The organism is Hymenobacter sp. M1-2, from assembly GCF_057808495.1.
In genome coordinates this window covers 100,883-123,377 of the sequence record NZ_JBTYZO010000017.1, presented here as the reverse complement: position 1 = coordinate 123,377, position 22,495 = coordinate 100,883, and the positions used below count along the sequence as shown (strand labels likewise).

The following is a 22,495-nucleotide window of genomic DNA, read 5'->3' as shown; positions in this document are numbered from 1 at the left end:
CTGATATACAATATCATGACCTAATCACAACCTCGTTGTTGACGCCTGCGTTTCAAGCAGTGGATCGTAAGTAATAGGACATTGGATGAAGAGCAAACCTTGGTAGGTTAGCCTCTTCTTTTCCTACTACCAACTACTTACTACCCACTGCTTACTTAAAGCGCAACACCTACTTATTTACCTAAACTGCAACGTCATGAAAACGCTCAAGATATATGTAGCCACGCTGTCCGCCGTCCTGATGCTGAGCGGCACGGTAGCGTCGTCGGAAGTACAAGCCCAAACGCAAACGAAGAAGGGCTGGAGTAAGAAAGCCAAAGGCGCGGCCATTGGTGGGGGCGCGGGAGCCGCTACTGGCGCCGTAATTGGCGGCGGTAAAGGAGCCATTGTCGGCGGCGTGGTTGGCGCGGCGGCTGGCGGCGTCATCGGCCGTAAAAAGGACAAGAAGAAAGACCCTGTTCGTTACCAGGAGTATTCCAAAAAAGACTAACGTACCTCCTTTCCACGTCAGTCTGCAAAAGGCTCCGTACCACTTGGTGCGGGGCCTTTTTGCTGGCGCAAGCACAGTGATTGTGTTCCTACTTCTGGCATCAGTGAGTATAATGCGGGTATTTCGGGCTCGATTGTAACCTCAGCGGGTGTTTTGCGGATAGACTGGCTTATGCAACTCTATGTCTTTTCTGCCCTCAACGAGGCGGCCCGCGAACTGCTACGACGCCAGTTACCAACGGATGTGCAGCCGGTTTTCCGACACGAACTGCCCGCCGACCAGCAGCAAGCCGCCTTTCAGAACGCCGACTTCTTGCTCGGTAGTCCGCCCCCGGCCTGGTTTGCCGCCGGTGCACCACCTCGCCTCCACTTCTGGCAGATAGATTCGGCTGGCTTCGAGCGGTACCAGGGAATGCAAGTGGCGTGCCCCGTGGCCAATATGGGCGACTTTTTTGCCTGGCCCTGCGCAGAAACCATGGTGGCCGGCCTCCTAGGCTGGTACCGGCGCATTCCGGAGTTGGCCGTGCTGCAAACCCGGCAGCAGTGGGTGGGCGCCCCGCTGCATAGCCGACTAGGGCTGCTGCGCGGCAAGCGCGTTATCGTCTTGGGTAGCGGCGCCATTGGGCAGGCGGTGGCCCAGCAGCTGGCCGGCTTCGAATGCAGCATCCGCTTCCTGGCCCGCACCGACCCGAACGCCCAGCTGCACTCCCGCGAGGAACTGCGCGCCGCCCTACCCAGCACCGATATTGTGGTGAACTGCCTGCCCGGCAGCGCCGCAAATTTCTTTTCCGCCGATTTGGTGCAGGCCATGCCACCGAGCAGCCTCTACGCCAGCGTTGGGCGGGGCAATACCACTGACGAGAACGCGCTGCTGAAGGCGCTGCAAGCGGGCCATCTTGCCGGGGCTATTTTGGACGTAACCGCCCAGGAGCCCCTGCCGGCCACGCACCCGTTCTGGCAGATGCCCAACGTGTTGCTCACGCAGCACAGCGGCGGCGGTATGCCTGGCGAAGAGGAAGGCCGAGCCGAGCAGCTATTGCGCAACCTACGCCACCTTCGGCAGCAGGAGCCGCTGGAGAACCTGGTGGACTTGGCCCGAGGCTACTAACAAGGCTTATCGGGTTTGCAAGGCGTAGAGAACCCTCCGGTCGGAATGACACCCGTGGGTTCTCGTGAGAACTGCTGTAAAATCCTCAACTTGGGCTCAAGTACAAGCAGTGTGCTCCGGCCACCCAACTCTTAGGGGCACTGTTGGTCGCTAGCCGTAGCCGCCACGCGTAGTGGCCTCAATTTGCGAAACGAAACCTTGGTTTTTCTCATGAAGAATATCGTCACGCTCACGCTCAACCCCACTGTCGACAAGAGCACCACCGCCGACCAGATTGTTCCCGACCAGAAGCTGCGGTGCGCCGCGCCGAAGTTTGAGCCCGGCGGCGGCGGCATCAACGTGTCGAGGGCGCTGAGGCGCTTGGGAGCAGACTCGCTGGCTATTTTTCCGGTGGGCGGGCCTAGCGGCACATTGCTGCGGGAGCTGCTGGCGGAGGAGAAAATTCACCAAGAGCCGGTGGAAATGCTGAGCCGTACGCGCGAGAACTTTATTGTGGTAGATGCCTCTACGGGCCAGCAGTACCGTTTCGGCATGCCCGGCACTGCCCTCTCCCCCGATGAGCAGCAGCAGATTTTGCACACGCTTCAGCACCTGCCGACGGTGCCCGATTTCCTCGTCATCAGCGGCAGCCTGCCACCCGGCGTGGAATCCGACTTCCTAGTGAAGGTGATTAGGGCGGCGAAGGCGGCTGGCAGCAAAGTGGTAGTCGACACGTCGGGACCCGCTTTGCAGCAGGTGTTGGAAGAAGGCGTGTACCTGATTAAGCCCAACGTGGGCGAGCTGAGCAAAATGGCCGGCGTAGAAGAACTCGACAACGAAGCCGTAGTGGAAGCAGCTCAGGCTCTAGTACAGTATGGCAGAGCCGAAATCATAGTGGTTTCGCTGGGACCCCAGGGCGCGTGCGTCGTGACGCAGGACTTGGTGGACCACGTGCCCGCGCCGTCCGTGAAAAAGCGCAGCACCGTGGGCGCCGGCGACAGTATGGTGGCGGGCCTCGTGTACGGACTTTCTACGGGACTATCTATCCGCGAGATGGGCCGCCTCGGCGTAGCTTGCGGTAGTGCGGCCACTATGAACCCCGGCACGGAGCTATTCAAGAAAGATGACGTCGATAAGCTCTACCGCTGGCTGCTGCAAACCATGTCGGTAGCCGCTTAGACCGCGCCCGCCGTTTATACGGTTTAAACTCGGCCGCTCAACTGATGGGGGATTTCTGCTGCTCTTATTTTGGGTTTTCTTCCTACCATTTGCCTTGGTTTTATGCTGCGCGTGCTCCTGCTACCGTTGCTATTGTGGCTTTCTATCACGCTCGCCTACGGGCAAGGTGCTTTTCCTCCAGACCCCGAAAAGGCAGAGTTTATCACCAAGGATATTCCGCGCTTTTGGGCCGCCTTCGACCAAGTGCAGGCGGGCAAGCCAGCTAACCCGCTTGTACAATACCTAAGCGGTGGCAGCCAAGGGGTGAAGGGGTTCACGCCCAACCGGATTATCAGCGCCGATTCCCTGCTCTCCGCCGTTCGGAGAAAAAAGCAGGATTATCTGAAAGCTCGCAGCGGCTCACTGAAAATCTTGACGAAGGAAAAGCAGTGCCGCGCTGCTTTCTACGCGCTAAAGTACTGGTATCCGGCGGCCGTTTTTCCGCCCGTGTACGCAGTGGTAGGCCGCTTCAACTCCGGCGGCACAGTCTCGCCTGATGGCCTTATTATCGGGGCCGAAAAAGTAAATCCGGACGGCTTTCCGTACATCGTAGCGCACGAATTAATTCACTTCCAGCAGACGATAGCCTACCAGGACAGCAGCTTGCTGGAACAGTGCATCGTGGAAGGTAGCGCCGACTTCGTGGGCGAGTTGATTTCCGGTCAGATTAGCACTAATGCAGTAGCCTACACCTACGGCAAAGCCTACGAGAAGGCGCTGTGGCAGGAGTTTCAGGGCAAAATGAACGGGAAAGACTTCAGCGACTGGCTTTACGGCACCACCGGCAAAGACAAACGCCCCAACGACCTAGGCTATTGGCTGGGCTATCAAATCTGCAAAGCGTACTTTGACAAAGCCCCGGACAAGAAAAAAGCTCTCTCCGACATCCTCAACACCAAAGACTGCAAGCTCCTGCTCCAGCAAAGCGGCTACGCCGACAAGTTTCGGTAGGTCCGCCTGTCATGCCGCTTAGAGCAGCCATCTATTTCCCCACTAAGGCCAGCAGCTGCCGAGCGTTGGCTATGGCAGAGGCGTCGATGTCGTTGTTGAAGTAGCAATACATTTCCTGCAACGGTTTCGCGGGCTGCTGTACTTCCTGCACTAGCTGGCGCAGAAAATCCTCCCCGTACGGCGACTTATACAGCTCCGGCACGCCGTGTAGGCGGTAGTAGCCCACTGGCGTCGTGTGCACCAACTCATCGGAGAGCAGCGGGTGGCTTTGGCCGCAGAAACTGACGCCATGGCGGGCCAGCGCCCGATACACTTCTCCTGTCCACCAACTCGGGTGCCGAAATTCCAGCACGTTACGAAAGGCCGGGTCGAGGCTGTCGAGGATGCGCGTTAGTCGCTCTTCGGCATACGCCATGCGCGGCGGCAGCTGAAACAGCACGGGTCCCAGCTTCTCGCGCAGGCCCTCCTGGACAGTGCTGTAGAAGTCGGCCAGCAACAGGGCTACATCGTTGAACTGCTTGTAGTGCGTGATAAGCCGCGGCGCCTTCACCGCAAATCGAAAACCGGCCGGACTAGCAGCGTACCAGCTTTCTAGAAAGGCTAATTGCGGAAACCGGTAGAAAGTCACGTTCAACTCCAGCGTCTGGAAATGCTGGCTGTAAAACTCAAACCACCGGCGCTGAGGCAGCTTGTCGGGGTAAAACACGCCCTTCCAGTGGCGGTAATGGTAGCCGGAACAGCCGATGTGCCAGATAGACATAAGCAGAATGAATAAGGTGGTAGGCACTTACGCAGTTTCTGCTAGCTATGTGGCGTGGGCTGTTGCTAGTGTTGGAATCAATAGCTTAAGAACTTGACTTAGCATTGCATCCGCATGGCATCCTTGCTCGGCAGCGCCGCCTTGTCGGTTAGGAACACATTCACTTGTCGGGTAGCTTGGCGGCCTTCGGAAATGGCCCGCACCCGCGGAAGCCAAGGGCCAGCAGCATTTCAGCATTAAGGTGTATTTTGACTTTTACACAATCTTCTCAAGAGCGGTCCTTTATTCAAGAGGGCGCTTAAGACAACATACTTGTTCTTACAGTCAACCAAGGCATATTTTTCACCCCTGATATACTAGCTGCCAGCAACCCTACTTCGCGGCGCGATGCCCGCCCCAAGACAGAGTATATATAGAATATTAGATCATGCCCCGTGCATTGATGCTTAATCTGGCTTTTAACATTTTTTAAGACGGGTACTACTAGGCAACTACATTATCAAGTTATACATTTTGCATTATGCTCCACACCTCTATTCTTATTCAGAACTTATAACGCGCTATAGGAAACATGATTTAGTATTATTGTTATACACACATATTTTCCACTTTCTTTGTCAAATATAATTTTAACAGAAGCACTCCTTCTTAGGGAGGGGTACGGTGTGCCTTATCACTTATTTTTTGCTCCTCTCCTCAGCGCTCATTAGTAACCGCCAACGCTTAATCTTCCACCTCTTCCCAACTGCTCATGAAAAGAACTACGCTAACTCTTTTGTCCTTGGTCCTTGGTGCCGGCCACGTAATGGCTCAGTCCGTAGCCATCGACGCTAGTGCGAACGGGCGCCGACAAGTCATTGACGGCTTCGGAACCTGCCTGGCCGGTAACTCCGGTGAAAAGACTTGGATGCAGAACCTTTACTACGACGACGCCTACTGCTCCATCCTGCGCATGGATCTGGTGCCGCGCTTCAAGGCGCCCTACTCCGATTTCACTTACAACTCGCCCTGGTTTCATAACAGTCCCGCGCTGCCTGGTCCCGAGAACAACAACGTCCGCACTTACACCAACGCCACCGATTATACTCGCTCTTTCGCCGGCCGGCAAGCCCAAATTGCTGTAATGGGCGCCGATATTGATCAAAACATCCTAAAGTTCGACCTCGATAGCGAAGGTCCCCGCGTGGCGGGGGTGATGGCAAAGAAGGGCCTGGAGAAGAAAGCACAGCTAGGCGACTTCAAGCTCATCGGCTCCATCTGGTCGCCGGCGCCGTGGCTGAAAGTTTCTTCCGGCAACGTGTACGGCCCCAGCAGCGGCATTCTGCCCGCCCAGGGCACGCCCTACCCCTTCATCTGGGCCGACAACTTTGTGGGCGGCCGGCTCGACGTATCGAATACGGCCCGCGCCGAGTTCGGCAATACCAGCGCCCTCACGCAGTTTGCCCGCAGCACGGCCGCCTACGTGCGTGGCTTTCAGAACAAGAATGGAGTGCGCTTCTACGCCCTCAGCATTCAGAACGAACTCAACTTCGAGACCTTCTACAACAGCTGCACCTACCCGCTTTCCTCACAGTATATTACTGCCTTGAAGGCGGTGCGGGCCGAATTCAATAAATACCCAGACCTCGCCGACATCAAGCTCATCGGCCCCGAGGATCTGCTCGGCGACAACGGCTACAGCCTGTGGCAGTACGGCGGCGGCAACACGACCGTGCACAAAAACCTACAATACCTGACGGAACTGGCCAGAGACCCAGCCGCGCAGGCGGCCGTCGACTTCTACTGCATCCACGGCTACGCCGCCGATGGCGTGAGCAGCGGCGGGGCCAACGCCACCGGATGGGGTTGGTGGGCCAACGGCTGGACCGCCTCCCCCGCTCCCGGCATACCGACTAACGTGCCCGGCTTCCGCAGCTATAACAAGAAGTCGTGGATGACGGAAACCTCGGGCGAGAAGGCGCCCTGGCTATTCCCCGCCTCGGGCTTCCCCAATGATGGGGGCTTTAGCATTGCTCTGAAGATGCACCAGGCCCTGACCACCGGTCAACAGAGCGCCTGGGTGTACTGGCAGTTTGCGGATGGTAACGCCACGGGCGAGTCTACGCTTACGGACGAAGCCAGCGGCGCCAACAGCAGCAAATACGCGGCCTTCAAGCACTTTGCGCGCTACATTCGTCCCAACGCCGTTCGGTTGGAAAGCACCGTGAGCGGAGCCAGTAACTTGAGCGTGAGCAGCTACCTGCACGAAGCCAACCAGTCGCTGACGGTGGTGCTGGTCAACGGCAACAACAGTTCCCAGAACGTGACCGTAAATGTACCCACCACGTCCTTCACACTGAACTCGTTTCAGGCTTACACCTCCAGCAACGGCAACCTGTGGCAGAACAGTACCCCAACTGTCGCGGCGGGTAGAGTTACTGTCTCTATTCCAGCTTACGGGGTGGCTACCCTCTACGGCAAAAGCAACGTGGTGGCCAGTACTGCTTCGGCTGCGTCGGACCGGACTGCCATCGAGGTGTATCCCAACCCCACGAAAGGAGAGTTACACCTGTCTTTGCCCAAGGCCAAAGCTGCCGACGTAAGCATCGTCGTTTCCAACTCATTGAAACAAACCGTGCTGAAAGAAACGCGGGTGCTGAGCGCCAGTAAGCAGCTCACGCTCTCCGTGGCTAAGCTCCCAGACGGCTATTACTTCGTGACGGTTACACAAGACGGCCAGCGTTTCGTCAAGTCTGTGGTGGTGACGCACTAAGTATCATAGCATTACAGAGGCAAGATTATCCGATCAGCAAAGGGGCACCGCTAAGTGAGCGGTGCCCCTTTCTTGTATGAAACCCACGAAGCGTACTACTTGCTTGCCCCCATCAGGCGCACGACGCCGCTCACCACGAGCATCGTACGTCTGGCCGCACCGGCAGACCGGGAGGCCACTCTTGCTCCTTGCAATCCATCATGGCGCGTACGTCAGTCAGCGTATGATCCGACTTCATTTCTCCGTGTCCACCCGTTGTCTACCTCTGTTACGGCTGCGGTTGCGTCGTGGCGTGGGGTGTCCACTTAGGTTCCTGATGCTGTCCACTACAAGTCCTGCCCGGGATGCGCGGATTGCTACGTGGAGTTCGGTGCTTTGCAGCACAGTAGTCGAGTAGTAGGCCTACGCTCAACTCAGTCCTTCAATCATTCCACCTTCTACAGCTCATTACAGCACAGTATGAAAACGAATCGTGTGTACAGCGCATTATGGCATAGCCTGCCCGCGGCAGTATTGTTGTTCGCCAGCAGCTGTGCCGACAAAGAAAACGTGTCGGCCCCCGCGCTTGATGATGTAGCCACGGTTAGCCGCGACTTGGTGGCGGCCCCGGCTATCACGGCGAGCAGCTGGCAGGCAGGAAAGCTGACTTCCTCCATCGTACCCTATGAAACCCTCAAGGCTATGCCGGGCGTGTTTCTGGGTGGAGCACCTATCCTTAAATCCAACAACCCCGAGAAATTTACTAGCACCGGCTGGCTGGTGCAGCACTCCCGCCGGGACCCTAACCGTGGCGGAAATCCGTTCCTGCTCAGCGGTCCGTTCAACGTCTACCTGAGCCACCTGAACGGTGTTTCGGCCTCGCGCTACGTGCAAATCATCTTGGCCAACCCCGGTTCGCAAGCCGTAACGGTTTCTTCGAAAGGCAACATCTACACCTCGGCTAGTCCCGGCGTTGGAGGTGGGGTCACGGGCCGCTCCAACTACTATGTGTGGTCGGAAGACATCCTGAATAACAAGTTCAACGCCACGTATAGCAGCTCTATCCCCGGCAACGGGGCCGTGCGCATCGGGTTGGCCCAGCTCAATGCCAGCGGCAGCGTCGATGGCCTGTTGCAGGTGCAGGCCCAGGGTGGCGTGCATGCTTACGTGGTCGTGACGGAAACTAACTCGCTCAACGAAGCCCTGAACCTGGCGCGGGGCGCCGGCAGTAAGGCCGCTGGTGGCAACATCAAATCGCCATCTGCTAACTCCTTCGGCACGGAAGCCGGCATCTATGCCAATTCCCGCGTGAGTGCCAGCAGCACTATTCCGCTGCCCAGCGCCGTTGGGCACCTCGGCATATCGGTAAACGAAGCCAGCTACGAAGTGGAGCCCACTAGCCCGCGCATCCAAACGGCCCCGGCCCTGAAAAACAGCGGTGGTCAGTCGCTACGCCTCGACGATTCGGGCTACCGTACCAACGGCAACTACGGCCACGAGTATGACCTCACTCTGCGGCTGAGCAACTCGCAAAACCGGCAGCGGCGGGTACGGGTGTGGTTTGCCTCCAACGCCATCACGGCCAACCGGCAGCTATTGTATAACGGGGCCATGAGCTTCCGCAACGGGGCGCCAGTAAAGGTGCTCTGCACGCCTAGCGCCCCCAAAGTGGAGCTGACCAGCTCTTCTAACCCGGTGGTGATAGGTGCCAACCAGCGATTGGACGTGCCGTTGCACTTCTGGATTCCTGGTCTGGGCTCCGCTGGCTCACAGCTGATCCTCGAAACGCAGGACTAAGCGCCAAGTAGGGTTATTCCCGCCAACAAACCTGCTCCGTAATCAAGTAGAAGGGCCTCTCGCTGAAGCCTCTCTGCTCGGTTGCGGAGCAGACTTGTTTCTGGCATGCAGTAATTGGCGATTACTACGGCAGCTACAGGAAGCTATTCTGATATCAGACCTCCCAATCCGAACCACTTACTATCAAAACAGCCTAAGCGCATACTCAGTCCGTATAAGAGGCGTGCCTCCGCCACAAAACCGCTATAACTTGCCACCATGTTGAGCGGAGCAGGAACGCATAACCACTCAACAACGGCTCTCAAGTCACGCACACCCAGCATATGCCCTCAGGTTTTTTCGCGCTATTGGATGACATTTCCGCTTTAGTGAAAGTAAGCGCGGCTGGCTTGGATGACGTGCCGGCCCAGGTAGCCAAAACCACCGGTAAAGTTTCCGGCATCGTCATCGACGATACTGCTGTTACGCCCAAGTATGTCGTGGGCCTCGACCCATCCCGTGAGCTTGCTATTATTTATCAGATAGCAAAGAAATCACTGATCAATAAGTTATGTATTCTAAGTCCGGCGGCCTTGTTGTTGGGGTATTTTACCCCTTGGGCCATCACACCTATTCTAATGGTGGGCGGAGCTTATCTGTGCTTCGAAGGCTATGAGAAGGTACACTCCTTGTTCAGCAAGCACCACGACGTGGATGTGGAAAGCAAGCAGGTAAAAACGATTACGCCGGAGGAATTGGAAGAGGAACGGGTGGCGGGTGCTGTTCGCACCGATATTATCCTGTCAGCCGAAATTATGGCCATTGCTTATAGCCAGGTAACCGGCCAGCCGCTAGTAAACCAGATTGTGGTAATGCTGGCCGTGGCTGTTTTTATTACCATAGCAGTATATGGCTTTGTGGGTTTGCTTGTTAAAGCCGACGATATAGGCGTGCATTTGGCGCAGGATAAATACCACCCTGCTACGCAGAAATTGGGGCGTGGTCTTGTAAAGTTTATGCCGCACTTCCTAAGCTTCTTAAGCTACGTGGGTACGGCAGCCATGCTCTGGGTAGGGGCCGAAATCATAGCCCACGGCATTCCATTTACTAGTCATTTACTACACGAGTTGGAACATTCTTTAGCCCAAGTGCCAGCTGTGGCCTGGCTGGCTAAGGCACTGGCCTGTGCTATTGCCGGATTACTCATTGGCTTTGTAGTCGAACAGATAGTGGTACTGTCGAAGAAGGTGTTTTGCAAACAGAAATAAGCCACCCGGTTTTGCCGGCTTTTGTGCTGTGCTTTTCTCATTGTGCGGGTTGATCAAGTTTGTTCTTTTCGCCTCTAGCGCGCGTTTCGTTCTGCGCAACTCGTTATCAACCATCTTAAGCGGCTGTATCTCTCGTCGTTCACGCCGCCAGCACGCCAGTCGACCTCAGCATAGTTTGTCTCTAAGGAGCAGTTGAGGTAACACCTCAACCAGACTCGTCCTGTGTTACAAGCTCGCGCCAGTTAAAAGCATTCATCTGCGGCGGAAGGCAACTGAAATTTCGTCTGCTTCTGCGGAAAATCACCCGGGCAATCCCGCCAAAACGGCAGCAAAACCTCTTCTGCACCCCATTTGCTAAGGCCCTCGTAGACTTCCCAACTGAAGCACCTACGACAGACTTAGCAGCCATGAACTTTAATAACTATACCATCAAGGCACAGGAGGCCGTGCAGAAGGCCACTGAAATTGCCGGGGGCAACCAGCAGCAGGCCATCGAGACGGGCCACCTGCTCAAGGGCCTCTTCCAGAGCGACGAGAACGTACTTTCGTTCCTGGCTAAGAAGCTGGACGTGAACCTCAACATCCTCACGCCCCGCCTCGATGCCCTTGTAGTCGCCTATCCCAAAGTAAGTGGGGGTTCACCCTACCTCTCCAACGAAGCCGCTGCGGCCCTGCAACGCGCTACGGGCTTCCTCAAGGAGTTCGACGACGAATATGTGTCGGTGGAACACCTGCTGCTGGGGCTGCTGGGCGGTAAAGACGCCGTAGCCACCCTTATGAAGGACGCCGGCTTCAACGAGAAAGACCTCAAAGCGGCCATCAAGGAGCTGCGCGGGGGTCGCAAGGTCACGAGCCAGACCGCCGAAGACCAGTACCAGAGCCTCAACCGCTACGCCCGCAACCTCAACGAGCAGGTGCGCACCGGCAAGATGGACCCGGTTATCGGCCGCGACGAGGAAATCCGCCGGGTGCTCCAGATCCTGAGCCGCCGCACCAAGAACAACCCCGTCCTGCTCGGGGAGCCGGGCGTCGGCAAAACGGCCATTGTGGAGGGCCTGGCCCAGCGCATCGTGGCCGGCGACGTGCCCGAAAACCTCAAGGACAAAACCATTATGTCGCTCGACATGGGCCTGCTCATCGCGGGGGCTAAATACAAGGGTGAGTTTGAGGAGCGCCTCAAGTCCGTCATCAAGGAAGTAACTGACTCCGAAGGTCAGATCATCCTGTTCATCGACGAGATGCACACCCTAATTGGGGCTGGTGCGGGCGGCGAGGGTGCCATGGACGCGGCCAACCTACTCAAGCCCGCCTTGGCCCGCGGCGAGCTGCACTCCATCGGGGCCACTACGCTTAAGGAATACCAGAAGTACATCGAGAAAGACAAGGCCCTGGAGCGCCGCTTCCAGGCCGTGATGGTAGATGAGCCGACCGTCGAGGACGCCATCAGCATCATGCGCGGCATCAAGGAGAAGTACGAGCTGCACCACGGCGTGCGCATCACCGACGACGCCGTTATTGCCGCCGTGGAGCTGAGCAGCCGCTACATCACCGACCGTTTCCTGCCCGACAAAGCCATCGACCTCATGGATGAGGCCGCGGCCAAGCTGCGCATCGAGCTGAACTCCATGCCCGTGGAGCTGGACGAGGTGCAGCGCCGCATCATGCAGCTGGAGATTGAGCGTGAAGCCATCCGCCGCGAGGAAAACGTGGACCGCGAAAACGTGCTCAACAAGGAAATAGCCGACCTCTCCAGCCAGCGCGACGCCCTGAAGGCGCAGTGGGAAAACGAGAAGTCGGTGCTCACCAACATTCAGGAGCAGAAAGAGGCCATTGAGCGGTTCAAGCTGGAAGCCGAGCAGGCCGAGCGCCAGGGCGACTACGGCCGCGTGGCGGAGCTGCGCTACGGCAAGATTCAGGAAGCCGAAGCCAAGCTCAAAGCCTTACAGGACGAAGCCAACGCCAACAAGGACGGCGGCTCCATGCTCCAGGAAGTGGTGACCCACGAGGACATTGCCGAGGTAGTGGCCAAGTGGACTGGCATTCCGGTGAGCAAGATGCTGCAATCGGACCGCGAGAAGCTGCTGAACCTGGAGCAAGAGCTTGGCAAGCGCGTAGCCGGTCAGAGCGAAGCCATTGCGGCTATTTCCGATGCCGTGCGCCGCTCGCGGGCGGGTTTGCAAGACCCTAAGCGGCCCATCGGCTCCTTCATCTTCCTGGGTACTACCGGCGTGGGTAAAACCGAGCTGGCCAAGGCCCTGGCCGAGTATCTGTTTAATGATGAGAACAGCATGGTGCGCATCGACATGAGCGAGTACCAGGAGCGCCACGCCGTGTCGCGCCTCATTGGGGCGCCTCCCGGCTACGTGGGCTACGACGAAGGTGGGCAGCTCACCGAGGCCGTGCGCCGCAAGCCCTACTCGGTCATCCTGCTCGACGAAATCGAGAAGGCCCACCCCGACGTGTTCAACATCCTGCTCCAGGTGCTCGACGATGGCCGCCTCACCGACAACAAAGGCCGGGTGGCGAACTTCAAGAACACCATCATCATCATGACCTCCAACACCGGGGCCGACCTCATTCAGCAGAATTTCAAGGAGCTGAACGAGTACAACCACGACGAAGTGGTGGACCGCACCCGCGAGGAAGTGGTAGAGCGCCTGCGCCAGCACATGCGCCCCGAGTTCCTGAACCGCATCGACGAAATCGTGATGTTCCAGCCGCTCAAGCGCCGCGAGATTCGCCGCATCGTGGACATCCAGTTCCGGCAGATTCAGCAGCGCCTGGAAGAAGCTGGCATCCGCCTCGAAGCCACCGACGAGGTGCTCGACTTCCTCGGCGAGCAAGGCTTCGACCCGCAGTTCGGCGCCCGCCCGCTCAAGCGCGTGCTACAGCGCCTCGTGCTCAACGAACTCTCCAAAGACATCCTCTCCGGCCGCGTAAGTAAGGACGCCGTGGTGGAAGCCGTGCTAGAAGACGGCCACATCAGGTTCGAGAACGTGGACGTGCAAATTTCGGGGGTGTAAACGTTATGGTTTCCTGAATAGAAAAAGTCCCGCTGGCAGCGTGTCGGCGGGGCTTTATGTTGATCTATTGTTAACAATCTATTAGTTTCGCTCTGTACAAGACTCTTTTCTGTAAAAACATGAGGAATTTCATTACTCTGACACTATTATTCGTTGCATTTACTGTAAAAGCACAATTAGGCTACGAGTCACAATTAGGTAATACTCCTGCACAACAGCCAACAGCACCCTTGCCTGTTTTCTCTGTACCATATATTCCAGTAACGCCCGCACGACCAGTCGATGGTGAGGCTGCTATAACTAGAGGGCTGGCTATGGCTGAAATAGCTGAAGCAAAAAACCGTGCTGCCGCCCAACAGTGTGCTTTGCAAACTAAAAACTTATATGAGTCTTTCACCTCTTACCCGAGCATGTTCTCTGACGGTTGGTATAATATAAAGGCAACCGATAATGAAACAATGTGTAAAGAAAGAAAAGTATATGTTGCAGGTGGGAGAATTACCCGTTGGTTTGTTGACGACATATACGAACGCCAAGTGGAGGTATCTTCTATTGTTGAGAAAGGAACTGCAACTGTCAAAGTTGGAGGAGCATTTATGAAATGTTATTTTCTAGACAACCTTATAGACTCCGCTGTTAAAGCTGAAGTTCCAGAGTTTGGTGCAGCTAGCTTCTACACTAACGATACAAAACTTCGAGGGACTATCGAAATTTATGTTGAGGGAATCTACATGGGCAAAATAGAGGGTTATTTCGCAACTGGAGTTCCATTATGTGACCAACAATATACCGTAACATTTCTTAAGAAACCCGGTGTATATAACTATACTGCCAAGAGTGAAAAGCATTTTTGGCAAGGAACTTTTGAAGTCAAAAACGGTCTGTGTTATCCACATTTGCTACAAGTAAAATGACAGCGTTTCAGATGTTTTTATTATTCAAGTTTTGACAAGAAAAACACTCCACTGCGTCATGAAGAAAGTCATATTTTACGCTCGGAAATCTAAGTAGGTTTTGTTGATAAGCTAAGCAATGATCATTCGTATGGTAGACTTTCATTTCGAGTTGAGGAACGGCAGGACGAAGGATGCTGACATACTGCGTGTGAATAAAGCGGGTTGGCGAAATTGTTGGCATTTTGTTAAAAGCTGGTGATACCTAAAAAGTAGTGCCAAGATTCCAAACTTCCAAACAGACGTAGGTTAGCGCCACATAACTTGCGACTATTACATAGAGGTTAGACATACACTGCCGCGTAGCGGTGGCTACGCCAGCCGCTTGTTCTACCATTGGCACTACTAGTGGAAGGTCAAATCTTGTCTGCTGTTCCAATACGAATTGCACTGCGCCAAATGCGCGTAAGAGTTACTACAACTCCTTTAAAAGCTTCAGTAGCACGAGCATCGGCACGCGGGGAAACCCAATGCCATGTACCCCGGCAACGTGTCGGCAGTTGCTGATGATTCATTCGGCGGCAGCAATGGCAACGAACTTATTGTCGTCCGGGTCGGCTTCAATGAGCTGCCATTTATAGTAGGCTTCCTGTACGTAGGTGTTGGGGGCCATAAGCAGTACTTCATGCACTTGCTGCGCCGTGCTAGCCGAGTAGCGGCGCGTAACCTGCTCCTCATACTCCGTCAGGATTTCATTGCTGATTACCCATTCAAACGCCTTCGAGATGAAGAGCTCATAGAGCTGAAAATACGCGCCGCGGGGGTTAATCGATGCCAGCAAGCAATTGGTATCAACGACCAAGCGCTGCATCAGGACGGGTCGTTGAGCATGGCCTCGACATCGGCCGCTGTATAGCCGCGCTCCTCATTCACGCGCTCCACTTCGTCCAGCATTTTCTTCGACATGTGCGCGACCAGCAACTCCCGAATTTCCAAAATCTCCTCGTCGCTCATGCCGCGCTCAAACAAGCGAAGCAAGCTGATTTGCAAGTCGTTTAGTTTGGTAGGCTGGTTGGAAGGAAGACTCATACTCGTAGGGTGGCTGATGCTGTAGCAAGATAACAAGGCCCTCTTAGAAAATGGTGCCCCGCTGCCGCCTCGTGCGCACATTCAGTTCCGGCAGATGCAGCAGCGGCTGGAAGAAGCCGGCAGCCCCCTCGCTACCCCCACCGCACTGGCACACAGGGAGCAACTAAGTTTTTGCGGCCCGCGTTATCTTTGCTTATTACCCCCTTCACCGCCATGCCTACGACTGCCCCCAACAAGAAGAAAGCTGCGCCGGCTAAACCAGGAGTGGCCAAAAAGTCCGCCGCCAAGCCGGCCAAAAAGTCGAGCATCATCCCGAACTATTTTAAGGGCAAAATCATCGTGCATCCCGACTTCTTCGAGCCGCATGAACGTCCGGCTAATTGGCCGAGCGGCGAATGCAATACTTGCTTGATACCAACGCGCTTATCGTGCTAGGTACCGACTTTGGCGCATTGCCGCCGGTTTCGCAGCGCGTCTTGCTGGATGGAGATAATTCCTTCGTCGTGAGTCCGGCCAGCCTGTGGGAGATGGCTATCAAGGTTCGGTTGGGCAAGCTGGATTTAAGCGACCTTTCCTTGGAAACCTTTACCGTTGTAATTCGCCGCAAGTTTAGGATTAGCCTGCTGCCCATCAAGCAAAGCCACTTGCTTTACATTGCCACGCTGCCTAAGATCAAGGACCACGGCGACCCATTCGACCTGCTCATTATCGCACAGGCTCTCACAGAAAACCTGCCCGTTCTGACTTCTGACAGCAAGTTTCATCTATATGGTGTGCATGTGGTGCAGTAAGGTCAGTAACCACGTCTTATGAAACGCCCGCTACTCTCGCCGCTACAGTGTGAGTAGCGGGTGTTTTTCTCCTCCCAACCAAGGCCCCCACCTGCTTTCCCGACCTACCTAGTTCCTAGGTAAGCTCCAAAAGAACTTTTGCGCCCTACCTAGGAGCCAGGTGAGCCCCCAAGCGGCTTTTCCGGCCTGCCTGGCTCCTAGGTGGGTGGTGAAAGCCGATGCACCACCTACCTGGGAGCCAGGTAAGCCGCCTGGGCGGGTGCGTGGGCTACCTGGGCGGCACTCTCAGGCGGGTGCGGCGGAATATCGGAACTAATGCTACTTTCACCACGGTAAGCTGCTCTGTTTTGGGCCACGGACTGAAGTCCGTGCCACACGCTGGGGGTTGCTTGCCCTGTAGTCATTCACCCTATCCCCTTTTTGCCGATGGAACCTACCCCTACCCCGAACGACCCGACGCCGGCTCCGGCCATTCCGAGCGCCCTGCGCGGCCAAGCCGATCTGGCCCTGCGCCTGAAAGATGCCTGGACCGCCAACCCCCAGCTGGAGTTTATCTGGACCACGGCCGCCGAGTTCGGGCCGAAAGCCGTGGCCTTCGAGGCGGCCGTGACGGCCCGCGAAACCGCCGGCCTGCTGCGCCCCCAGGTGTCGGGCGACCTGCGCGCCCTCGATGCCAAGATGGAAGATGGGCTGAACTACGTGAAGGGCTATATCGCCGAGAAGTTCACCAAAGCCCGCGCCAAGGAGCATTACGCCCAGTTCGGCATCGTTACGTACCGCGACAGCTACATCCTGCCCGCCGACCAGGGCGAGCGCCTCAAAGCCCTCGACAAGCTGCTGGCCGCCCTTACGGCCAACGGCCTCGACGCCCGCGACTACGGCACGGCCTTCTGGCAGCCCATCCGCGCGGCCTACGCCACGGCCACCGGGCAGGCCACCAACGCGGCCCAGGGCGTCACCAAAGCCATTGCCGAGCGCGAGCCGCTGCAAGCCTACGTGCTCGACGTGCTCCAAGCCATGCTCAGCCTGCTCGACGCCCAGTACCGCGACCCGCAGGCCCGCGCCGCCAAGCGCCGCGAGCTGGGCTACCTGGACGAGTTCAACTAGGCCAGCTTCTCGCGGCTGGCCTGCCACGACCCGTTGAAAGAAACCGCCGTTACCCGCGCAGCGGCGGCGCGGGTGGAGAGAAGCTAGTGAGGCACCGTATCTTGCGTGTCTCTAGTCCCGTAGCCTGTTTTATGGAGCCTGTTCGCACCAAAGCCGAAGTTATTGCCCGCCTGCAAGCGCAACAGGCGCAGCTACGCGCCCTGGGCGTGGCGCGGCTGGGATTGTTCGGCTCCTTCGTGCGCGATGAGGCCGGGCCGGATAGCGACGTGGATGTACTGGTAGATTTTGAGAGAGGCCGTAAGACGTTTCGAAGCTTCTTCGAGGTACTTGATTTTCTGGAAGAACTGTTGGGCCGCGACGTAGAGTTGCTAACGCAGCAGAGCTTGTCGCCTTACATAGGTCCGCACATTCTACGCACCACGGAGTATGTCCTTTCCGCCGCTTGAGCGCCTGCTGCACATCCGCGACGAGGTGGCTTACCTGCAACGCTGCCGGGCCAAGCACTCATTGCGCGAGATTGCCCACGATGAGACGCTAAGCCGGGCAGTAGTGCGCAGTCTGGAAATTATCGGCGAGGCCACCAAAAGCCTGCCGGCCGAGTGGCGGGAACAGTATCCAACTGTACCCTGGAAACAAATTGCCCGGATGCGCGACCGGCTCATTCACCACTACTTCGACATTGACTTTGAGGTCGTAATCAATGTGCTGGAAAGTGAAATTGACCCGCTAAGTGAAACCGTAGCGCAGATGCTGCGAGACCTTCAAGGGCCGGGATAGTTCCGGTAGACCTAACAGCGCCTGAAAGAAGCTGGTATCCGCCTCGAAGCCACCGACGAGGCACTTGACTCCCTCGGCGAGCAGGGCTTCGACCTGCCCTTTGGTTCGTGACCGTGGGAATTTCGGGCGGTTACTTGCTCATTGATAGCGAAGTGATAAAAAGCTCAGCCGGTAATGTGTCGGCAAGGCTTTTCTTTCTATTTTAATGACCTCAACATCCTATTCCATTTTATGGCTGACACCGATCCTACGCCCGCCGCTAATACCGATCCAGCCAAAGAGCCGCTGGACGCCGGCACCTATTACCGCAAGCAGGCGGCCGAAAACGCCCAACACGCGCAATCTGCCGCCGAAACCGAACAGGATCTGCTGCGCAACGCCCGCTACGATGCGTTTTTCGCCCAGTATCATCCGCAGGTGCGGGAACACTTTGCGCGCGGCTACGCGCAACGCAAGCTGCTGTGGGTGAGCTACGGCGACTTTTACGCCCGGCACTTATCGGGGCAGCTCAGCTACTTCGAAAACCTGGCCGCCGAACGGTTGTGGGACATCCAGCACAAGAAGCTGTTCGACCTGGAGTGCCGCTGGCGGGCCGAGCAACTCACCCTGCCCGGTATAGAAAGCACCTACGATTTCTGGCCGATGCGGCGAGATAAAATCGAAAATTGTCCGCTGCTGCCGCCCATTACCGAGACGGAGCTGGATTTCTATGTGCAATTCGTGGAACAGACGCCCGATTTCGATGAGGACGTGCTAAACGATGGCGACGACATAGGCTCGTTCGATGAGTACTCCGACTACCGGGAGTGGGAAGCAGACAACGACACCGGGCGCGAGCTGCCCGCGTGGTACGAGTTTCATAACCAGCGCACCGGCCACGGCCAGCTTATGCGCCTGCCCGACGTGCGCGGCGACAAAGAAGAGCGTTACCTGCAAGCATACGGCGAAGATTACCGGGCTAAGCGCGAACAAGAGCAGCGCGACAACCCGCCGCCCCCGGCCCCGCCCCACGATCCGCGCCCGTCGTGGCTGTACTACCAGGAAGAAGCCAAGCTGATTCAGCAGTTCGCGCGCGAGTTCGAGCCTATTCAGGTGCGGCAGCGCATGGAAGCCTACGAAACCGCCAACCAGGAGCGTCCCGACGATGACGTCCGGGACGACGATATCCAGGAGGCCGTTGACTTTCTGAACGACATTCATGAGCCCGTGCCCATCGAAGCCGGCTCCAATTGGCGGCAAGCACTGCTCAAAACCGTAAGCGAATTCAAGCGCCGCAAGCTGCTCGAGCACCTACCCCAGGCGTACGAAGCGTATCTGATGCGGGAGCAAGTGGGCATTGCGCATCCACAGGTGCGCGAAAAAAGACCATCGAGGACACATGAAGCCATGAAAAGGCAGGTGCTGAATGGCCGCAAGCTGCTGGGCGAACCCGAAGACTTCGATTTTTGAACAGTGGTGAAGTTACTCACCCTATACTCTTTCTTTCATCTTTCTTCTGCCGTATGAGCGACGCCGAACAACCCGCCGAACAGCCTGAACAACCCGCCAACCCACGCGCTGCGCACTATACCAAAGAAGCGCAGAAAAACCAGGAGTACGCCGAGCTGGCAGTTAAAATTGAGCAAGACCTACGCACCAACTCTCAGTACGACGCTTTTTTCGCGCCTTACCAACCCAAGGTACGCGAAACCTTCGCCCGCGAGTACGTGCATCAAAAAATACTGTGGCTGCGTTTTGGCGACTTTTCCGAACGCCAGCTTACCGGGCAGCTCACCCGATTTGAGCGCGAAGCCTACAAACGCTTGTGGGACATCCAGCAGAAAAAGCTATTCGATTTGCAATGCTTATGGCGGGCCGAGCAGGCAGAAGTGCCGGGCGTGCAGATAAGCTATGATTTCGACAACCTTTCTCACCAAATCGAAAATTGCACGGTCATCGAGCCCATCACCGAAGACGACCTGGCTCTCTACCTACGCTTCGTAGAACAAGCCGACTACGAAGAAGACCTGCTCGAACACTGGGGGAATCGTTTTGGGTGGCAACGGTATGATGATGTAAAAGCGGTTTACTCCGACGATGAACAGGACTCGGCTTGGGTATTGGAGGAGGTGCCGGAATGGTATCTGTTTCACAACCAGCACACCGGTAACCAAAGGCTGCTGCAGCTGCCCGACATCCGAGGCGAAAAAGAGGAATATTACCTCAAAGCGTGGCGCGCCAACAACAAAGCCGAGTACGAAGCCAAGCAGCAGGCGGCCCCACCCGCCCCGCCTGCCGACCCGCGCCCCAGCTACCTCGACTACGAAGAGGGACTTGCGTTACGCGACGAATTTGCCCGGCAGTTTGAGTCGGCCCAGGTGAACCGCCAACGCTTCGCGTACCAAACGGCCAACCCGCCAGACGAGTTTGAAGATGAAGAGCTGGAAAGGGTCATTGATTTTCTTACTTCCCTCGAAGAACCCGTACCCATCGAAGCCGGCCCCGACTGGCGGCGTGCCGTCTGCCAGGCGTCGTATGCCTTCCGCAAACGTAAGCTACTCGAGAACTTGCCGCTGGCTTATGAAGCGTACTGCCAGCGCCGGGAGTGGGGCATTGCCCAGCCGCCTCTGTCCGACCGCGAACAGCATGGCATTGGCGACATGGTTCGGGAGGGTATTTTGAAGGGCCGCCAGTTGCTTGGCGAACCAGAGGACTTCAATTTTTAAGTAGGCGCTGAGCCGCTCGCGCTACCCTGCCACCACGCTTTTTACCCTCGCGCTGCCGCCTTTTCCAGTCGCTCGTTGAGCGCCACGCCCAGGCCAGTGTTCGGTAGGCGCTCGGCTAGTAGCTGCTTCAGGCCCAGGCTGTCGAGGTGGTGTAAGGCGGCGTAAAGGCCGTGCGCGGCTTCAGCTAGGTCGCCGCGGCCGGGGCTGAGCACCACTTGCTGCGCGCTGGGCAGGCCCGGCACTGGCTCGCGCAGCGTGAGGGCGCCGGTGGTAGCCGGGTCGAAGGGGGGAACATCGGCTAGGCCAGGCCCGAAAAGCTGCAACGGCGTGTGGGGCGAGTAATGGAAGGGCAGCAGGCCGGGGCTGGCAGCCCGCTGCTCTTTTTCGGCAGCGGTGCGCAGCCGGGCAGCGGGCACTACGGCTTGGAGCATCTCCAGCGAAATAGCCCCCGGCCGGTACACCACCGGCTCGCCTGCTGGCCCGAAACCGACCACCGTGCTTTCGATACCCGCCTGGCAGGGCCCGCCGTCGAGGATGTAGGGAATCTGGCCGCCGAGCTGACGCAACACGTGTTCGGGGAGCGTGGGGCTGATGTAGCCGAAGGGATTGGCGGAAGGCGCCGCCAGTGGGAAGTCGAGTTGAGCGAGTAGTTCCCGTACCAATGGATGAGCCGGGATGCGCACCGCTACATCGGGTAGCCCAGCCGTAACCATGTCGGGCACTACGGCCGGCTCGCGGGGCAGCAGCAAGGTGAGCGGGCCAGGGCTAAAGGCCGCCAGCAAAGTATGAGCAGCGGGTGGTACGGCTTCGGGGCGCACGTAGCCGGTTAGGTGTTCGGTGCTGGCAAAATGCAGAATCAGCGGGTTGCTCAGCGGGCGACCTTTCACGGCGAAAATGCGGCGCAGGCTCTCTTCCCGCAGGCCATGCCCAGCCAGACCGTATACGGTTTCAGTTGGAATAGCGACCAGCTCGCCGGCCCGCAACAAAGCGGCGGTGTGGTGTAGGTCGGTGCCTAGCAGAGTATTCATAGCGTAAACAGAGTAGCTCCCGATAGCCGGAGCACACGGTAAAGGTACGGCCCGGTCTCTTTCAGTATTTCAGTATTGGTCTAAGTGAAAAATATAGTAGCCCCATGCTGGCGGGATTATTGCACTCTGTTCTTTGTACTTAATCTCTATAGCCCATGAAAACGCTTGTCCTGACTGTACTACTTTTTAGTAACCTATGTACTGGTATACCCGCTGCTTTAGCATAAACCACGAGTAAGATAGCCGTAGTACGACTGTTTGAAGCACCATCAGCCATGCGATTGTTTCTGAGCTATGGAGAAGGCAAAACGGAGCAACAAGACTTAGCCAGTGTGGTTGGCAAGAAAGATCAAAAAGCGAGCACAGAACAAATTCAACAACTTATCGCTCGGCTCTACGCGGAGGGTTACACGCTGATTAGTACTTTCACTGGTGGCAGTTCTGATGCGCCAGTCAGCACCTTATTATTTCGCAAAGACTGAAGATCATATTCTTCTAGTAGCGTCTGCTAACGCAGTCAGAAGTTGCGTTCCGTTCATTCTTTCTAAAGGGAAGCCACCCTACCGGCATATTACCGACAGGGTGGCTTCTTGTTATTTGTTCCTACCCGTCTCGCAACGTTTGTGCATCACTTTCACACGCTATCCTACCAATCCAATGGCCGGGAAGTAGCTACTACATGAGCAGAGTCAGCATTTGTAGCCGCCAGTAACAACAAGATCAGTAGTAAGGGGAGCTAGGAGACAGCTTTGCGCGAGCACCCTTCAGCAATAATTTTCAACTCGCTTTTCTGCTCTTTCGC

General features: G+C 56.7%; 21 protein-coding genes. 17 read left to right on the top strand and 4 right to left on the bottom strand.

Annotated elements, in window-relative coordinates:
• Positions 1–196 precede the first annotated feature (196 nt).
• From ACYSMN_RS17165 to ACYSMN_RS17150, 4 genes are all read left to right on the top strand, one after another.
• A complete protein-coding gene (locus tag ACYSMN_RS17165) occupies positions 197–490 on the top strand; it encodes a YMGG-like glycine zipper-containing protein (protein ID WP_488925141.1) in 294 nt (97 codons plus the stop codon).
• A 171-nt stretch (positions 491–661) separates the two neighbouring features.
• Positions 662–1,597 (top strand): D-2-hydroxyacid dehydrogenase, encoded by a 936-nt coding sequence (locus tag ACYSMN_RS17160; RefSeq protein WP_488925140.1) that lies wholly within the window; start codon positions 662–664, stop codon positions 1,595–1,597.
• A gap of 210 nt (positions 1,598–1,807) precedes the next feature.
• Positions 1,808–2,755 (top strand): 1-phosphofructokinase family hexose kinase, encoded by a 948-nt coding sequence (locus ACYSMN_RS17155; RefSeq protein WP_488925139.1) that lies wholly within the window; start codon positions 1,808–1,810, stop codon positions 2,753–2,755.
• A gap of 102 nt (positions 2,756–2,857) precedes the next feature.
• Positions 2,858–3,745: a gliding motility protein GldB-related protein gene (locus tag ACYSMN_RS17150; protein WP_488925138.1), complete on the top strand. Its 888-nt coding sequence runs from the start codon at positions 2,858–2,860 to the stop codon at positions 3,743–3,745.
• Positions 3,746–3,776: 31 nt separating this feature from the next.
• Here the strand turns inward: ACYSMN_RS17150 and ACYSMN_RS17145 are convergent, their stop codons facing one another.
• Complete coding sequence (locus ACYSMN_RS17145) at positions 3,777–4,505, bottom strand: DUF72 domain-containing protein (RefSeq protein WP_488925137.1); 729 nt, start codon at positions 4,503–4,505, stop codon at positions 3,777–3,779.
• Positions 4,506–5,256: 751 nt separating this feature from the next.
• On the opposite strand from ACYSMN_RS17145, the gene ACYSMN_RS17140 reads away from it, so the two are divergent.
• The 5 genes from ACYSMN_RS17140 to ACYSMN_RS17120 all read left to right on the top strand — a co-directional run bounded on the left by ACYSMN_RS17140 (position 5,257) and on the right by ACYSMN_RS17120 (position 14,217).
• Entirely contained in the window at positions 5,257–7,257 is a 2,001-nt protein-coding gene (locus ACYSMN_RS17140; RefSeq protein WP_488925136.1) for a T9SS type A sorting domain-containing protein, read from the top strand.
• Between the two features lie 459 nt (positions 7,258–7,716).
• Positions 7,717–9,033: a DUF3370 family protein gene (locus ACYSMN_RS17135; protein WP_488925135.1), complete on the top strand. Its 1,317-nt coding sequence runs from the start codon at positions 7,717–7,719 to the stop codon at positions 9,031–9,033.
• Positions 9,034–9,356: 323 nt separating this feature from the next.
• Positions 9,357–10,280: a DUF808 domain-containing protein gene (locus tag ACYSMN_RS17130; protein ID WP_488925134.1), complete on the top strand. Its 924-nt coding sequence runs from the start codon at positions 9,357–9,359 to the stop codon at positions 10,278–10,280.
• Between the two features lie 407 nt (positions 10,281–10,687).
• A complete protein-coding gene (clpB, locus tag ACYSMN_RS17125) occupies positions 10,688–13,303 on the top strand; it encodes an ATP-dependent chaperone ClpB (RefSeq protein WP_488925133.1) in 2,616 nt (871 codons plus the stop codon).
• 119 nt (positions 13,304–13,422) lie between these two features.
• Positions 13,423–14,217, top strand: coding sequence for a hypothetical protein (locus ACYSMN_RS17120; RefSeq protein ID WP_488925132.1), 795 nt, complete (start codon positions 13,423–13,425; stop codon positions 14,215–14,217).
• A 550-nt stretch (positions 14,218–14,767) separates the two neighbouring features.
• Here ACYSMN_RS17120 and ACYSMN_RS17115 read toward each other — a convergent pair.
• Both ACYSMN_RS17115 and ACYSMN_RS17110 read right to left on the bottom strand, forming a co-directional pair.
• The gene (locus ACYSMN_RS17115; RefSeq protein WP_488925131.1) at positions 14,768–15,067 is read right to left on the bottom strand and encodes a PIN domain-containing protein; all 300 of its coding nucleotides are present in this window, start codon (positions 15,065–15,067) and stop codon (positions 14,768–14,770) included.
• Positions 15,067–15,285, bottom strand: coding sequence for a hypothetical protein (locus tag ACYSMN_RS17110; protein ID WP_488925130.1), 219 nt, complete (start codon positions 15,283–15,285; stop codon positions 15,067–15,069). The genes ACYSMN_RS17115 and ACYSMN_RS17110 overlap by 1 nt, the downstream gene beginning before the upstream one ends.
• Positions 15,286–15,498: 213 nt before the next feature.
• Between ACYSMN_RS17110 and ACYSMN_RS17105 the strand changes: the two genes are divergently transcribed.
• The 8 genes from ACYSMN_RS17105 to ACYSMN_RS17070 all read left to right on the top strand — a co-directional run bounded on the left by ACYSMN_RS17105 (position 15,499) and on the right by ACYSMN_RS17070 (position 20,665).
• On the top strand, positions 15,499–15,720 hold the full coding sequence (locus ACYSMN_RS17105; RefSeq protein ID WP_488925129.1) for a hypothetical protein: 222 nt from the start codon (positions 15,499–15,501) through the stop codon (positions 15,718–15,720).
• A complete protein-coding gene (locus ACYSMN_RS17100; protein WP_488925128.1) occupies positions 15,681–16,076 on the top strand; it encodes a type II toxin-antitoxin system VapC family toxin in 396 nt (131 codons plus the stop codon). The genes ACYSMN_RS17105 and ACYSMN_RS17100 overlap by 40 nt, the downstream gene beginning before the upstream one ends.
• Before the next feature lie 426 nt (positions 16,077–16,502).
• Positions 16,503–17,183, top strand: coding sequence for a hypothetical protein (locus tag ACYSMN_RS17095; RefSeq protein ID WP_488925127.1), 681 nt, complete (start codon positions 16,503–16,505; stop codon positions 17,181–17,183).
• Positions 17,184–17,314: 131 nt separating this feature from the next.
• Positions 17,315–17,629, top strand: a complete 315-nt coding sequence (locus ACYSMN_RS17090) for a nucleotidyltransferase family protein (RefSeq protein ID WP_488925126.1) — start codon at positions 17,315–17,317, stop codon at positions 17,627–17,629.
• On the top strand, positions 17,610–17,960 hold the full coding sequence (locus tag ACYSMN_RS17085; RefSeq protein ID WP_488925125.1) for a HepT-like ribonuclease domain-containing protein: 351 nt from the start codon (positions 17,610–17,612) through the stop codon (positions 17,958–17,960). Before ACYSMN_RS17090 ends, ACYSMN_RS17085 begins: the two co-directional genes overlap by 20 nt.
• 21 nt (positions 17,961–17,981) lie before the next feature.
• On the top strand, positions 17,982–18,071 hold the full coding sequence (locus ACYSMN_RS17080) for a hypothetical protein (protein WP_488925163.1): 90 nt from the start codon (positions 17,982–17,984) through the stop codon (positions 18,069–18,071).
• Positions 18,072–18,191: 120 nt separating this feature from the next.
• Positions 18,192–19,409 (top strand): hypothetical protein, encoded by a 1,218-nt coding sequence (locus tag ACYSMN_RS17075; protein WP_488925124.1) that lies wholly within the window; start codon positions 18,192–18,194, stop codon positions 19,407–19,409.
• A 53-nt stretch (positions 19,410–19,462) separates the two neighbouring features.
• Entirely contained in the window at positions 19,463–20,665 is a 1,203-nt protein-coding gene (locus ACYSMN_RS17070; protein WP_488925123.1) for a hypothetical protein, read from the top strand.
• A 41-nt stretch (positions 20,666–20,706) separates the two neighbouring features.
• Here the strand turns inward: ACYSMN_RS17070 and ACYSMN_RS17065 are convergent, their stop codons facing one another.
• Entirely contained in the window at positions 20,707–21,693 is a 987-nt protein-coding gene (locus ACYSMN_RS17065) for an L-threonylcarbamoyladenylate synthase (protein WP_488925122.1), read from the bottom strand.
• Positions 21,694–22,495: the final 802 nt, after the last annotated feature.

What these genes read in the sequence shown, in the direction of transcription:
- ACYSMN_RS17165 (WP_488925141.1), top strand. Translation starts at nt 197, where the DNA reads ATGAAAACGCTCAAGATATATGTAGCCACGCTGTCCGCCGTCCTGATG.
- ACYSMN_RS17160 (WP_488925140.1), top strand. Translation starts at nt 662, where the DNA reads ATGCAACTCTATGTCTTTTCTGCCCTCAACGAGGCGGCCCGCGAACTG.
- ACYSMN_RS17155 (WP_488925139.1), top strand. Translation starts at nt 1,808, where the DNA reads ATGAAGAATATCGTCACGCTCACGCTCAACCCCACTGTCGACAAGAGC.
- ACYSMN_RS17150 (WP_488925138.1), top strand. Translation starts at nt 2,858, where the DNA reads ATGCTGCGCGTGCTCCTGCTACCGTTGCTATTGTGGCTTTCTATCACG.
- ACYSMN_RS17145 (WP_488925137.1), bottom strand. Translation starts at nt 4,505, where the DNA reads ATGTCTATCTGGCACATCGGCTGTTCCGGCTACCATTACCGCCACTGG.
- ACYSMN_RS17140 (WP_488925136.1), top strand. Translation starts at nt 5,257, where the DNA reads ATGAAAAGAACTACGCTAACTCTTTTGTCCTTGGTCCTTGGTGCCGGC.
- ACYSMN_RS17135 (WP_488925135.1), top strand. Translation starts at nt 7,717, where the DNA reads ATGAAAACGAATCGTGTGTACAGCGCATTATGGCATAGCCTGCCCGCG.
- ACYSMN_RS17130 (WP_488925134.1), top strand. Translation starts at nt 9,357, where the DNA reads ATGCCCTCAGGTTTTTTCGCGCTATTGGATGACATTTCCGCTTTAGTG.
- clpB (WP_488925133.1), top strand. Translation starts at nt 10,688, where the DNA reads ATGAACTTTAATAACTATACCATCAAGGCACAGGAGGCCGTGCAGAAG.
- ACYSMN_RS17120 (WP_488925132.1), top strand. Translation starts at nt 13,423, where the DNA reads ATGAGGAATTTCATTACTCTGACACTATTATTCGTTGCATTTACTGTA.
- ACYSMN_RS17115 (WP_488925131.1), bottom strand. Translation starts at nt 15,067, where the DNA reads ATGCAGCGCTTGGTCGTTGATACCAATTGCTTGCTGGCATCGATTAAC.
- ACYSMN_RS17110 (WP_488925130.1), bottom strand. Translation starts at nt 15,285, where the DNA reads ATGAGTCTTCCTTCCAACCAGCCTACCAAACTAAACGACTTGCAAATC.
- ACYSMN_RS17105 (WP_488925129.1), top strand. Translation starts at nt 15,499, where the DNA reads ATGCCTACGACTGCCCCCAACAAGAAGAAAGCTGCGCCGGCTAAACCA.
- ACYSMN_RS17100 (WP_488925128.1), top strand. Translation starts at nt 15,681, where the DNA reads ATGCAATACTTGCTTGATACCAACGCGCTTATCGTGCTAGGTACCGAC.
- ACYSMN_RS17095 (WP_488925127.1), top strand. Translation starts at nt 16,503, where the DNA reads ATGGAACCTACCCCTACCCCGAACGACCCGACGCCGGCTCCGGCCATT.
- ACYSMN_RS17090 (WP_488925126.1), top strand. Translation starts at nt 17,315, where the DNA reads ATGGAGCCTGTTCGCACCAAAGCCGAAGTTATTGCCCGCCTGCAAGCG.
- ACYSMN_RS17085 (WP_488925125.1), top strand. Translation starts at nt 17,610, where the DNA reads ATGTCCTTTCCGCCGCTTGAGCGCCTGCTGCACATCCGCGACGAGGTG.
- ACYSMN_RS17075 (WP_488925124.1), top strand. Translation starts at nt 18,192, where the DNA reads ATGGCTGACACCGATCCTACGCCCGCCGCTAATACCGATCCAGCCAAA.
- ACYSMN_RS17070 (WP_488925123.1), top strand. Translation starts at nt 19,463, where the DNA reads ATGAGCGACGCCGAACAACCCGCCGAACAGCCTGAACAACCCGCCAAC.
- ACYSMN_RS17065 (WP_488925122.1), bottom strand. Translation starts at nt 21,693, where the DNA reads ATGAATACTCTGCTAGGCACCGACCTACACCACACCGCCGCTTTGTTG.